The following is a 12,144-nucleotide window of genomic DNA, read 5'->3' on the forward strand; positions in this document are numbered from 1 at the left end:
GCTCCCGCGGCCCCGGCTCCCGCCCCGTCATCCCGGGCCCCGGCTGCCCCCGCCCCGGCGGTGCGTCCCGCCCCGCCGTCGTTCCGCGACGTCGATGCGTCGCCGCGACGGGCGCCGATCATCCCGCCCCCACCGCAGGTGCCCGCGCCCGTCACGGTGCCCGCAGTCGCAGCGGCGCCGCTGCCGGACGGCCCCGTCGACGAGGTCGACAAAACCGTCGTGACGCCGCGTCCGACCGACGGCGACCTCGATGCGACGGTGGTCGTTGCGCGCAAGCGCGGCATCCGCCGGGTGCTGGTCCTCGACGACGGCCGCCGGTTCCCGCTCTCCGGTGCGAGCGTCGTGATCGGCCGCAACCCGGTGGGCGAACCGGGCGAGCAGCGTCTGGCGATCTCCGATGAGACGCGCACCCTCTCGAAGACGCACGCGCGGCTCGTCGTGACCGACGACGAGTGGCGTCTCACCGACCTGCACGCCACCAACGGCGTCGTCGTGGTCGCCGACGACGGATCCGAGGTCCTGCTCGACGCCGGGGAGAGCGTCGTCGGCACCGGGCGGTTCATCCTCGGAGAAGTCGGCATGCACGTCATCGCCGAACGCGACTCATGACCTCGGTGACCCTGAGCGTCGCGGCGCGCACCGACACCGGCCTCGTGCGCGCCGTGAACGAGGACTCCGTGCTCGCGGCATCGCCGATCTTCATCGTGGCCGACGGCATGGGCGGGCACGAGGCGGGCGATCGGGCGAGTGCCGCGGTCGTGGCGGCGTTCGAGCCGCTCGTCGGCACCGAGGTGGCGCTCGTCGACATCCGCGACGCGCTCGCCCGCGCCGCATCCGTTGTCGAGGGCATCGCGGCCGCGCACATGCGGGGCGCCGGCAGCACGGTCGCGGGGGCGGCGCTCGTCGAGCACGAGGGCGCACCGCACTGGCTCGTCTTCAACGTCGGCGATTCGCGCGTCTACCGTCATCGTGGCAGCGAGCTCGCGCAGGTGACGATCGACCACTCGCTCGGGCAGGAGCTGGTGGATGCCGGTGAGCTCCTCCCTGGCGACCTCGCCACGTTCCCGCAGCGCAACGTCATCACGCGCGCGATCGGCGGCGCCGACAGCACCGCGGACAGCTGGTTGCTGCCGGTGGTCGATGGTGAGCGGCTGCTGCTGTGCTCCGACGGGCTCTGCGGCGAGGTCAGCGACGAGGCGATCCGGGCGACGCTGACGATGTCGGGGCGTCCGGAGAGCGCCGCCGACGCTCTCATCCGCCGCGCCCTGCAGGCCGGAGGACGCGACAACGTCTCGGTCATCGTCGTCGACGTGCTCTCCGGAGCCGCCGCGTCGGCGCCGGTGCACGCGGTCGCTCCAGGGCGCGCCGCCGCTCCCGTCGACCCGATGCTCGAAGGCACAACGGTGCCGGTGCGGGCGAGAGGCTGACATGAGCGATCAGGAATCGAGCATCCCCCGCACCCGGCGCGAGCGCCGACGGGTCGCCGCCGAGGAGCGCGCGTCGGTCGAGGAGCGCCCCGAGGCCCCGCGCGCTGAGGTCCCGGCCGACGAGCCCCAGGTCGACGAGGCTCCGCTCGATGAGCGCCCGCTCGATGAGCGCCTGGCCGATCAGCCCGCGGCCGACGAGGCTCCGCTCGATGAGCCCCCGGCCGATGAGCCCCCGGCCGACGATTCTCCGGCCGATGAGCGCCTGGCCGATCAGCCCCCGGCCGCCGAGCCCCCCGCCGCCGAGCCCCCGGCCGACGAGGCCACCGTCGTCGTCGACCGGCCGGGTTCTGCTCCGTCCGGCGTCCTCGACGATGCCACCGTCGCGCTCTCCCGTCCGCCGCGCACGGAGAGCGGACCCGAAGCGCGCACACCCGCCCCCGCCGCGGCACCGAGCGGGGAGGAGGCGGCATCGATCCCGAACGTGCCCACCTCACCGGCATCCGCGCTGCCTGCGCCCTCGCTGTACAAGCCGCGCCCGGCGCCGCTGGCCCCCGCGGCGCCGCCGGTCGTCGAAGGAGCCGCCGCGCCCACGCGCGTCGCCGACGCGGACCGGCCATCGGTGATCAAGCAGGGTCGCCGCTGGAGCCGCCTCGCCCTCGCGGCGTTCGTCGCGGCCTGTGCGGTGTCGGTCGCTGGTCTCGTCGTCGTGGCCTTCCTCGTCTTCGGCAGCCCGGTGTGACCTCGTGTGAGCGTCACCGCTGCTCGAACAGGCTCTCCTCGTCGTCTTCCGCCTCGGTGAGCAGCCCGCCGCTGCGGCCGGTGTCGCCGGGATCGGGCGCCGGAGCATCTCTGCTGCGGCGCAGCACGATGAGGATGCCCAGCACGCCCAGCAGACATGCACCGCCGATGGCGGTGAACAGCGCCGCCTCACGGGTCAGCAGGAACGGCGAGGCGCCGTGGTCGGGGTCGACCTCTGCCGTGGGTGGGCGCACGGGGCTGTCCGCCGTGTCGAAGTACGGGCTCACCGGGCCCCGTGTCGTCGCATCGGGAAGGAGCTCGATCGCGGCGTAGGGCTGGATGAACCCCCACCCGTTCACATCGTCGCGGCGGTCGGCGTCGTCGCGCAGCGCCGTCGCCATGAGCCGGTACGCCCAGGCGGCAGGCGGATCCTCCGGATGCGCCTGGGCGACCAGTGCCGCGGCGGCGCTGACGTATCCGGTGGCGAAGCTCGAGGCGGGGGTGTTCGCGGCGTATAGGCAGTCGCCGCCGCCGACGGCAGCGGTGAGCACATCGCTGCCCGGTGCGGTGACGTCGACCTGCGGCCCGTGGATCGAGTCATCGGTGGCGCGGCCGTCGGCGCCGGCGGCGCTGACTCCCAGAGCCTGCGCGTACCCGGCCGGGTAGCGCTCACTGTCATCGGCGTCGGCATCCGAGGCCCGGTTGCCGCCGCTGGCGACGACGAGAGCCCCCACCGCCGCCGCGTGCTCCACGGCGGCTCTCAGCACGGGTGCGTCCGAGGCCTGCGACATCGACACGTTGATGATGTCGGCGCCGTTGTCGGCTGCCCAGTGGATGCCGTCGGCGAGGCGCTCCGCGGTCGGGCCGAAACCCTTCTCGACGTCCTGCGGGGAATCGCTGCGGAACACCCGCACCGACAGCAGGCGGGCGTCGGGGGCGAGGCCGATCACGCCCGATCCGGGCACCGGCTGGGCGGCGATCTGACCGGCGATGGCCGTGCCGTGTCCGGTGGTGTCGGCCATGCCGCCGTCTCCCTCGCCGTCGCCGACGAGGTCGACGCCGCCGATCACGACGCCGTCGAGGTGCGGGTTGCCTGCGTCGATGCCGGAGTCGACGACGGCGACGACGACCCCCGCCCCGGTCGCGCGCGCGTTCACCTGCTCGGCGCCGAGCATCGCGAGGGCGCGCGGCGCCTCGGGCGAGAACACGACGTTGCCCGGCTCGCACCCCTGTCCGGTGGCCATCGGCGCGTACGCGGTGGTGGGCGCGGCCAGAGCGGATGCCGGGGCGGCGACCGCCGCGCCGCACAGGACGAGCGCGGCGAGGGCTGCGACGCGGCCGCGCATCACTCGGACCCGGTGCCGGGCGACTCGCGCGCCGCCTCGGCCGTGAGCGCGGGGCCGGCGGCGAAGAACTCGATCCACGCGTCCGAGACGCGGCCGACGTCGGCGGGCGTGTAGCCGAGCTGGGCGATCACTCCGCCGGCGACCTCTTCGGCTGGGGCATCGACGTCGGCGGCCGGAATCGCGAAGGCCGTGCCCGACTCGTCGATCAGCACGGCGAGGCCCACGGCGTCGTCGGCATCTGAGGCCACCTGCATGAGGGCGCCGCCGCCGACCGCGACCTCGACGCGCGAGCGGTCATCGGGGAGCTCGGTCGTGGTGACGCCGAGCACCGTGCGCGCGTCATCGGTCAGCACCGCGCACGGGGTCTCGGCGTCGGCGAGCGGTGTCAACGGCTGCGTCGGCCAGTCGTCGCCGCCGATGTTCGCTGTCGTGGGCACGTCGGCGACCTCGGCGGGCGACACCTCGATCTCGGAGCCGGCGTTCTGTCCGCTGCCGAGGAGGTACAGCTGGTGGGCGAGCGGGCTCAGGCGCGCGAGTTCGCCCGAGGGGAGAGCGACGTAGCGCTCGTCGGCTGGACTGCTCTGCATGTGCACGACGTCGCCGGTGACGAGGCTCGTGCCCGGTACCTTCTCGCCCATGCCGTCGAGCCGGATCGGCTCGAGGTCGTCGCCCTCGGCGAAGAGGTTGAGCCAGCGTCCGTCGACCTCGAGGATGTCGCTGGTGCCGAGCCCCACGGCGCGCAGCACTGCGTTCGCATCATCGGCAGGGACGGCGTGCCGGAGCCCTCCGGACACGACGAACAGCTCGTCGCCGCGACGCACGACGGCACCGGTGCCGTTCGACCCGCGCGCGATGGGCGAGGCCGACAGTGAGACCGCGACACCCTCGGCGTCGTCGATGCAGGCCGTCCATGAGGAGTTCAGCAGCGATGCCGCGGCAGGCAGGTCGTCAGGGGCGCCGAGGATCCCGATCGACGGGCCGAGCGGGATGCCGTCGAGCGCCGCCTGGTCGGTGCGGACCACCTTGAACTCGCCCGGCGGGATGAGCAGCCGGGCGCTGGTCGTGTTGATCACCGGATACAGGGTGCCCTCGACCGAGACGTACCTCGCACCGGTGTCCGTCGCGACGATGAGACGGTTGTTCTGCCAGTCGCCGGGAAGCCCCGGCTGCATGATCCCCCAGAAGAGGCCGACGAGGATGACGCCGACGGTGAGGGCGACACCGGCGGCGACGGCGCGCAGCGGCTTGGCCGGGTCGAGCTCCTTGCCTCCGGGGGCGCCGCCGGTGAAGGCGGAGAGCAGACGCCGCCGACTGAAGCCCTGGGCTTCGATCAGGTCCTTCTTGGTCGCCATCGGTCAGAGGAGTCCGGCCGTCGTGACGCCCAGCGGCAGCAGCAGCGCGAGAGCCATGACCTCGACCGTGTCGCCGAGGCGGGTCAGGCGCAGGCGTGCGCGGGGGGTGAGCAGTGTGAGGCCGACGAGTGCGACCGTGGCGACGACGAGGATCAGCAGCATCCAGGTGCGCACCTCTGGTAGCGCGAGCGCGACGGTGATGCCGGTCGCGGCGAGCCCGATCGCGCCGATGGCCATCAGCACGAGCACGCCGAGGCGCACGTGGAGCTGCCGGGACTGGAACATCATGCCGACGAACGCGAGCACGCAGAGCACCGCGCCGAACACGCCGCTGGCGGCGATGAGCGGCGTCGCGACGAGGGCGGCGAGGCCCAGAGCCGCGCGCAGGGCGATGAGCGTGCGGGTGCCGGCCGCGGCGCGGCGCTTGACCTCATCGGCGTCGATCGGCTCGGGCGCGGTGAAGATGTCGGCGTCGCTCTGCGGGGAGATCACGCGGATGCGGGTGGAGCTCAGTGCGAGCCAGGGGATGCCGTTCGCGAGCAGCGCGGTCGTCGCGAGCATGATCGCGTACGGCGGCAGCGGGTCGGCGATGAACGCGGCCGTCGTCGCGGTGATGCCGATCGCGGCTCCCAGGGCGATGGGCACGAGGTGGATCTCCGGCTTGTCCTGCGTGACGGCGAGACCGAGCCCGCCGAGGATGACCAGTCCGAGCCCCGTGGCCGCCAGCGGCCAGCCCCAGATGCTCTGCGTCGGCACGACGAGGTATCCCGCGAGGCCGCCGTATGCGGCGGCGGTGAGCCCGAGCGCGTGGCCGGCCTCGGGCTGGTGCAGCCGCATGAGCACGGCGGCGGCGACGCTGAGCACGATCGCTCCGGAGCCGGCGACGACCCCGGGGATCAGCGAGGTCGGCGGTGTCGCGATCAGCAGCAGCGCGCACAGCGCGAGGAAGGTCAGGCTGACGAACAGTGCCGTGCGCGAGCTGTCGGCGGGGGTCCAGGCGCCGTGCTGCTCCGCGGTGGCGTCGATCACCGCTTCGACCACGTCGTCGTATACCCGCGGCTCGTGGGTGAGGCCGCCGCGGACGAGCGTGAGCAGCTCGCCGTCGTGCACGCCCTGGGCCGCTGCGCCCTTGGCCGGATCGAGCGCGGTGCCGTCTGCGCGCTGCAGCGCATAGCCGCCGTGCGTGAGCGTCGGATCCAGCACGCCAAGGCTCCGGGCGAAGCCGGGGATGATCTCGACGAGTGGCACCTGCGATGGCACGCCCACGTCGAGGCGCCGGTCGTCGCTCACGACGGAGAGGCGCAACACGGTTCCCGCCGCGGCGCTGTTCTGAGTCATGGAACGAAGCCCCCTCCATGGAGTGCGGCCACGGTGGAGAACGAGTGGCTGCGCATTCCGCCTTTTACCCTAGTTCAGCGCGCCGACAACGCGTAGTCCCGACGTGCGGATGCCGGCGGGTGGCGGGCGCTTTGTCGGGTGGATTGCGGAATGTCGGGTGGATTCGGCCCGACACGCGGGCGCACCGGCATCCGCTCCCGACAAACCGACCATGACCGGCCATCGCGGGGCGACCGCGAAGAAGGCGACTTCAGGAAAGCCCTGGATCCCGACCGTGTCGACGCCGTGGCGCAATCGGGGGATGTGATCTACCCTGGAGGACGAAACGAATCGTGGGGGGTTCCATCGCTGTCGTCCCGAGCGTCGGGACGGGCTCCCCGCACTTGAGTCCGAATGGACCGGAGGGAGTGAGTTATGGCTGATGTCATCTCCGCTGAGGAAGGTGCTCTGCGTCGCGGAGCCCAGGCGGTGCGTGAGACGAAGTCCGGGATCGACCAGCAGGCCAAGAAGGTCCGCGGCGAGATCGAGCAGCTGCGCGGATACTGGACCGGTGCTGCCGCCGGTGCTTTCACCACGCTGATGAACCGGTGGGACGAGCAGACCCGCCAGCTGAACGAGGTGCTCGTCACGCTCGAAGAAGCTCTCGCCGGCACCGAGCGCGACCAGGCCGCGACCGAGGAGTCGCACCAGCAGACCATTGCGGGCCTCGGCTCGATGATGGGCGCCTGAGCGCTCAGATCACAGGACGACAAGGAGAACATGATGCAGTCGATGTCCGTTCGCCCGGAGCAGGTCAACGCTCTGGCGGCTCAGATCCGCAGTGGATCGCAGGGGATCCGTTCCGAGCTCGATCGTCTCGAGTCCGAGGTCGGCAAGCTCCGTGCGGCATGGGATGGTGCCGCGCAGCAGGCCTACGACCAGGCGCAGGCGAAGTGGAACCGTTCGCTCGGTGAGATGCAGCAGCTTCTGCAGCAGATCGCCGCCAAGACCGAGGAGATCTCGGGGCAGTACGTGCACACCGACAAGTCGGCGGCCGGCCGCTTCCAGGCGTGATCCGTCAGCGCGGGTCCGGCGCCGACGCGCCGGGCCCGCGCCGTCTGCCGTGCTTTCCGAGCGTATGACCGGAAGCCGCTGCAGGCGTCGAGGAGCACAGCTGTTCGGGGGCGCATTGATGGTGAACGAGGAGGGACGTCGATGATCATCTCGACCGATATCGAAAGAGCGATCGCCGAGTTGAAGCGCATCCTGCGCGCGCTGCAAGAGCTGCCGACCGTCGAGGAGGTCACCGTCTCCGAGGGCGGCTCCTCCGATGTGACTGTGAAGTTCCGCGAAACCCTCGCATTGGCCGCGGAAACTCTGGGGGACGTCACCGCCAGGACGCTCGAGAAGCTCAACGCGACGCACGACACGATCCGCGCCGCCGTGCTGCAGATCTCAGAACAGGACGAGCAGCTCGCCGATGAGGCCAAGCTGATCGTCTCGATGCTCGACTCCGCCGTCGGGCAGACGGTCGAGTCGACGGACGACGGCTCCGATGAGGCCGATTTCTGATGCGTGGCACGCGTCGCGCACTCGTGGCGGTGGTGGGCGCAGCGGCGTTGGTGCTTGGCGCCGTCGTCGCGCCCGCCGCTTTCGCGGAGACTGCGGAGTCGGGGCTGTGGTGGTATGAGCGGGGCAACATCCAGGCCGCCCACGACGCCGGATTCGACGGCAGCGGAGTCACCGTGGCGGTGATCGACAGTCAGATCAATCCCGATGTGATCGGGCTGCGAGGTGCGGATATCGAGATCCGCGAGCCATCGTACTGCATCGACGACGCCGGCAATCCGTATCCGGCCGTGTCGACCGACTTCGCGGCAGCGGGTCATGGCACGCAGGTCGTCTCGATGATCGTCGGCACCGGCGAGGCGCCGCCGGGCGGAGCGCCCATCAAGGGCGTCGCGCCCGGCGCGCGTGTGCTCTACTTCAACGGCAGCGTGATCGGCCCCGATGGCACGGAGTGCGTGCAGGAGGGCGGCGATGAATTGGACCAGAAAGAAGGCCGCTTCGCCCTCGACATCGCCATCTCGGATGCTGTGGCAGCGGGCGCCGACATCATCTCGATCTCGTGGGGTGGCGCGGCCGACGTCAGTGACGGCATCGCCGAGGCAATCGCCTCGGACGTGGTCGTGGTCGCCGCGATGTCGAACGAGGACGGCATCTCGTTCTGGCCGGCCGGGATGAACGGCGTCGTGGCGGTGCAGGCGTTCGGCGAGGATCGCAAGATCCAGATCGGGGAATACGGCACACCGAACGTGAGCGAGGACGTCGAGATCGCCGCACCCGGTCTGAACGTGCTCGTGCCGGGCTCGGCCGACTCGTGGGATGCGCAGAGCCTGAATTCCGGCACGTCGCTCGCGACGCCGATCGTCGCCGGAATGCTGGCGGTCGTCAAGCAGAAGTACCCCGACGCCACCGGCGACCAGCTCATCCAGAGCCTCATCCACAACACCGGGACGAAGGGCGAGCACGAGCCCGAATGGAACCACAGCACGGGTTACGGTGCCGCGTCGTTGACCGGGATGCTGGCCGTGGATCCCACGAAGTATCCCGATGAGAACCCTCTCTTCGACAGCACTGATGAGTTAGAGATTCCGGCCCAGGCCGAGGTCGACAGGGCGGCAGAGCGGCTGTTCGGGAGCACGGCGGAGCCGACGACCGAGCCATCAGCGTCGGATCCGTCGGTGCCCGCGTCGATCGGCGACGTTGCAACGGCGGTGATGCCATGGCTCATCGGCGGGGGTGTCGCGCTCGTGCTGCTGATCGCCGGGGCCGTGATCATCGTCGCCGTCACGCGATCTTCACAGCGGAAAGCACCCGCAGAACCACAGAATACAACCGCACAGGGGGGCGACGATGGCAGGCAATGACAACCCAGAGGCGGAGCTGCGCCGGCTTCAGACCATGCTCGATTGGCGCATTCCGAGTGCGCGGCACCTGACGGTTTCTCTGGAGGCGTTGGAGCGCGCCCTGGGCACGATGCGCCTGTCCGAGTACTGGACCGGTGAGAGCGCGGAGCTCGCCTCCGCAGAGATCGACGACGTCCGAGCCAAGCTCACCCTGATCGCCGAGCAGATCCGCATCGTCGACGACGTGATCGCGCGCGCGAACACTCTGCGCAAGGATCTGGCCGACGTCGAGCTCCCCTCGGGTGAGGTCGACCCGTTCTGGGAGAATGCGGTGCGGATCGGCTCCACGGTGGTGCACCCGGTGCTGGGGCCGCTCGCGGCCGATACCGCGCTTGACGCGATCGGCGACTTCCTGGGCGGCCAGCGCCGTGAGGCGGCGCGCGCTGCGGTCGCCAGGGTGTCGGCGGAGATGGACGCAGCGACCAAGGACCTCCGGCGACCGATCGAAGTGCTGAAGGACGTGAAGTTCCGGGACACCGACGCCACGCAGCGCACGGCCGACGTCGATATCACCCCGGTCGGGCCGATCACCGGCATCGACCCGAACCTGCCGGGCGGTGGGGGCGGCGGGTCGACGTTCCCCGGCCCGTCCACACCGACGGTCCCGACGGACCCGTCGGTCCCGATGGACCCGTGGTCGCCGCCCAATCCGCCGGTCGATCCCCCCACGGACACCTGGCCACCGACCGATCCTCCCACCGATCCCTGGCCTCCCACGAACCCGCCGACCGATCCGTGGACCCTGACGGACCCGACCGGGCCGAATGGTCCCGGTGACGAGGACCCGACGGTCGATTACCCCGGTGATGGCGTGATCCCCGTCCTCGATCCTCCCGGCACCGGCACGGGTACGGGCACCGGGCCTGGCGGCTACACCGGCGGCACCACGGGTGGCACCGGCGGTACCGGTCTCACCGGCGTCGTCGGCGGCGGGGCGGGTGCTGCGGCGATCGCTGCGAGTTCGAAGATCGCAGGCTTCGGCAGCATGGGCACCCTCGGCGGCGCCGGCATGGGCGCCGCATCCAGCGCGGGCCTCAAAGCCGGCGGCGGGCTTCTGGGCAACACCGCGGTCGCGGGCACCGGCAGCCCTGCCGGTGCTGCGGGAGGCCGCGGTGTCGGCGGTAGCGGTGCGGCGTCGGGCGGGCGTCCCGGCGTCGGCATGATGCGCGGTGCCGGAGGCGACGATGATGAGAAGGAGAAGCGCCCTGGCCTCGGCGGTCCGATCGCGCCCAAGCTCGAGGACGACGAGGAACGGGGACCGCGCGCGAAGGGTGCGCAGGCGGGCTCCCGCGACGATCACGACCTGTGACCGGCGCGGGCGCCCGGATGAGCGGAGAACAGGACGGACGGCCGTGGTCGCCGGCCCTCGATAAGGTGCAGGTGTGGCAGTCGAGACGGTAGAACGTCGACGGATCGTCCTCCAGGGCGAGGACCGACGCGTCGACGTGTCGCTGGCGCTGGATGAGACGCTCGACGACGCCATCGCGGCGAGCGGTCTGCCGACGGCCGGCAGCCTCGCCGTGATCGGCCCTGGCGGCCTCGAGGTGCCGGAGGGCACCGCCTGCGAAGACCTCGTCGACGGCGGCCTCTACGCGCTCGTCGACCGCGCGGCGGCACCGGCGCAGCGCGCCGCGGGAACGGATGCCGGCGCCACGCCGACGCGCATGGACCACGGGGCGAGGTGGTGGATGCTGGCGGTCAGCGGTCTGCTGCTGATCGCCGTCTTCGCGCACGGCGCGGGCGATCCGCTGCTGCGTCTGCTCACGGCGCTGCTCCTGGTCGTCGGCGCCGCGTGCAGTGCGATCGTGTGGTCGCGGCGCGAGTCCGGGGCGGGGGTGCGCGGCATCCTCGGCGTGCTCACACCGGTGCTGATGGCGTTCGCGGCCGGAGCCCTGCTGATCCCTGCGGCGCTCGTGGCGAGCGCTCACCTCTCGACGGCATCCGGTTTCCTCGCGGCGGGCATCACGACGGCGATCATCGCGGTAGTGGCCCGCTCGCGGCCCATCCGCGCCGCTGCCGGCACCGCGACGGTGCTGCTCGTGTCGCTCGCGGCGGTCTGGGGCATCGCCCTGCTGCTGCGCTGGGGCCAGGCGGAGGCCGCTGCGGTCTCGCTCGGGCTGATCCCGCTGGCGCTGCGCGCGCTGCCGAGCAGCCTCGTGAACCTGCCCGAGGGGTACTTCATCGACTACAAGCACTTCATGACGAGCCGGTGGACGGTGCGCGGAGCGATCCCCGAGTCCGTCGGCGTGCTGCGCCCCGAGCGCATCGTCGCCGTCGTCGACGATTCCTCGGCGCGGCTCATCGCGGGCACGGCGGTGCTCAGCGCCGTGGCCGCCGTGCTCGCCCCCCTCGCCTTCCTCCGCGACTGGCCGCGCGATCCGCTCGTCACCGCCGGCGGCATCGCGCTGCTCGTCTGCCTTGGCCTCTCACTGCTGCTGACGCCGCGGCACACCACCTCGAAGATCCTGCGCTGGCTGCCGAGGGCGGCTGCGGCCGTGGTGTTCCTCACGGCCGGGCTGCGCACCGCGATCGGCGTCGGCGGCGACGGCCAGGTGCTGAGCGCCGTCGCGCTGTTCCTGCTCGGTGTGGTCGCGCTCGCGGTGGTGATCCCCGTGTCGCGCGGAGTGCGGTCGCTGGCGTGGTCGCGCATCGCCGACGCCTTCGAGTGGCTCGCAGTGGCGCTCGCCCTTCCGGCGGCGCTGCTGTACGCCGACGTCCTGTCCCTACTGCGTGGAATGATGGCCTGATGAGCGGGAACGATGCGCCGCACCTCGGGCCGGGCAGCGGCCGGATTCCGCCGGTGAGCCCCGGCGCCGTGCGGTCTGCGCCGATCCCGCCGATCCCACCGCTGCCGCCCGCGCTCATCGCCGCGCCTCCCGGCGTCGACGGCACACCGCTTCCGCCTGCCTCAGCGCCCGCAGCGCCGACGCGCGTGCGCGTGCATCGCCCGGCCGACGGGCTGGGCCCGGCGTTCGTCGGCGCGCCTGCGGGCCCC

The 12,144-nt window shown here is 72.0% G+C and carries 12 protein-coding genes and 1 pseudogene; 10 read left to right on the forward strand and 3 right to left on the reverse strand.

The genetic code is table 11. The features are described from left to right. From QM568_RS01435 to QM568_RS01445, 3 genes are all read left to right on the forward strand, one after another. On the forward strand, positions 1-609 hold a 609-nt coding region (locus QM568_RS01435; protein WP_415135077.1), incomplete at its 5' end, for an FHA domain-containing protein. Beyond that, entirely contained in the window at positions 606-1,427 is an 822-nt protein-coding gene (locus QM568_RS01440) for a PP2C family protein-serine/threonine phosphatase (protein WP_415135079.1), read from the forward strand. The genes QM568_RS01435 and QM568_RS01440, both read left to right, overlap by 4 nt. A gap of 1 nt (position 1,428) precedes the next feature. Continuing rightward, the gene (locus tag QM568_RS01445; protein WP_415135081.1) at positions 1,429-2,166 is read left to right on the forward strand and encodes a hypothetical protein; all 738 of its coding nucleotides are present in this window, start codon (positions 1,429-1,431) and stop codon (positions 2,164-2,166) included. A 13-nt stretch (positions 2,167-2,179) separates the two neighbouring features. On the opposite strand, the gene QM568_RS01450 is transcribed toward QM568_RS01445, so the two are convergent. Genes QM568_RS01450 through eccD form a run of 3 tightly spaced genes read right to left on the reverse strand, consistent with a single transcriptional unit; the run spans position 2,180 to position 6,201 of the window. After that, on the reverse strand, positions 2,180-3,511 hold the full coding sequence (locus QM568_RS01450) for a S8 family serine peptidase (protein WP_415135083.1): 1,332 nt from the start codon (positions 3,509-3,511) through the stop codon (positions 2,180-2,182). Further along, positions 3,511-4,863 carry a type VII secretion protein EccB gene (gene eccB, locus QM568_RS01455; protein ID WP_415135085.1) on the reverse strand — a complete coding sequence of 451 codons (1,353 nt, stop codon included), beginning with the start codon at positions 4,861-4,863 and terminating at the stop codon, positions 3,511-3,513. Before eccB ends, QM568_RS01450 begins: the two co-directional genes overlap by 1 nt. A 3-nt stretch (positions 4,864-4,866) precedes the next feature. Next, the gene (eccD, locus tag QM568_RS01460; RefSeq protein WP_415135087.1) at positions 4,867-6,201 is read right to left on the reverse strand and encodes a type VII secretion integral membrane protein EccD; all 1,335 of its coding nucleotides are present in this window, start codon (positions 6,199-6,201) and stop codon (positions 4,867-4,869) included. Between the two features lie 414 nt (positions 6,202-6,615). On the opposite strand from eccD, the gene QM568_RS01465 reads away from it, so the two are divergent. From QM568_RS01465 to QM568_RS01495, 7 genes and pseudogenes are all read left to right on the forward strand, one after another. Further along, a complete protein-coding gene (locus QM568_RS01465) occupies positions 6,616-6,930 on the forward strand; it encodes a WXG100 family type VII secretion target (RefSeq protein WP_415135089.1) in 315 nt (104 codons plus the stop codon). Between the two features lie 42 nt (positions 6,931-6,972). Next, the gene (locus QM568_RS01470) at positions 6,973-7,254 is read left to right on the forward strand and encodes a WXG100 family type VII secretion target (RefSeq protein WP_415135091.1); all 282 of its coding nucleotides are present in this window, start codon (positions 6,973-6,975) and stop codon (positions 7,252-7,254) included. A gap of 141 nt (positions 7,255-7,395) precedes the next feature. Then, positions 7,396-7,752 (forward strand): hypothetical protein, encoded by a 357-nt coding sequence (locus tag QM568_RS01475; protein WP_415135093.1) that lies wholly within the window; start codon positions 7,396-7,398, stop codon positions 7,750-7,752. Continuing rightward, on the forward strand, positions 7,752-9,110 hold the full coding sequence (locus QM568_RS01480) for a S8 family peptidase (RefSeq protein ID WP_415135095.1): 1,359 nt from the start codon (positions 7,752-7,754) through the stop codon (positions 9,108-9,110). The genes QM568_RS01475 and QM568_RS01480 overlap by 1 nt, the downstream gene beginning before the upstream one ends. After that, positions 9,097-10,458: a hypothetical protein gene (locus tag QM568_RS01485; RefSeq protein WP_415135097.1), complete on the forward strand. Its 1,362-nt coding sequence runs from the start codon at positions 9,097-9,099 to the stop codon at positions 10,456-10,458. Before QM568_RS01480 ends, QM568_RS01485 begins: the two co-directional genes overlap by 14 nt. 73 nt (positions 10,459-10,531) lie before the next feature. Further along, entirely contained in the window at positions 10,532-11,896 is a 1,365-nt protein-coding gene (locus QM568_RS01490) for a hypothetical protein (protein WP_415135099.1), read from the forward strand. Continuing rightward, a pseudogene (locus QM568_RS01495) lies at positions 11,896-12,144 on the forward strand (2-amino-4-hydroxy-6-hydroxymethyldihydropteridine diphosphokinase); the annotation flags it as partial. The gene QM568_RS01490 and the pseudogene QM568_RS01495, both read left to right, overlap by 1 nt.

The organism is Microbacterium sp. (assembly GCF_047607465.1).
Lineage (GTDB): Bacteria > Actinomycetota > Actinomycetes > Actinomycetales > Microbacteriaceae > Microbacterium.

Excerpts from the sequence above, each read along its gene's own strand:
- QM568_RS01440 (WP_415135079.1), top strand. The coding sequence starts at position 606 with ATGACCTCGGTGACCCTGAGCGTCGCGGCGCGCACCGACACCGGCCTC.
- QM568_RS01445 (WP_415135081.1), top strand. The coding sequence starts at position 1,429 with ATGAGCGATCAGGAATCGAGCATCCCCCGCACCCGGCGCGAGCGCCGA.
- QM568_RS01450 (WP_415135083.1), bottom strand. The coding sequence starts at position 3,511 with ATGCGCGGCCGCGTCGCAGCCCTCGCCGCGCTCGTCCTGTGCGGCGCG.
- eccB (WP_415135085.1), bottom strand. The coding sequence starts at position 4,863 with ATGGCGACCAAGAAGGACCTGATCGAAGCCCAGGGCTTCAGTCGGCGG.
- eccD (WP_415135087.1), bottom strand. The coding sequence starts at position 6,201 with ATGACTCAGAACAGCGCCGCGGCGGGAACCGTGTTGCGCCTCTCCGTC.
- QM568_RS01465 (WP_415135089.1), top strand. The coding sequence starts at position 6,616 with ATGGCTGATGTCATCTCCGCTGAGGAAGGTGCTCTGCGTCGCGGAGCC.
- QM568_RS01470 (WP_415135091.1), top strand. The coding sequence starts at position 6,973 with ATGTCCGTTCGCCCGGAGCAGGTCAACGCTCTGGCGGCTCAGATCCGC.
- QM568_RS01475 (WP_415135093.1), top strand. The coding sequence starts at position 7,396 with ATGATCATCTCGACCGATATCGAAAGAGCGATCGCCGAGTTGAAGCGC.
- QM568_RS01480 (WP_415135095.1), top strand. The coding sequence starts at position 7,752 with ATGCGTGGCACGCGTCGCGCACTCGTGGCGGTGGTGGGCGCAGCGGCG.
- QM568_RS01485 (WP_415135097.1), top strand. The coding sequence starts at position 9,097 with ATGGCAGGCAATGACAACCCAGAGGCGGAGCTGCGCCGGCTTCAGACC.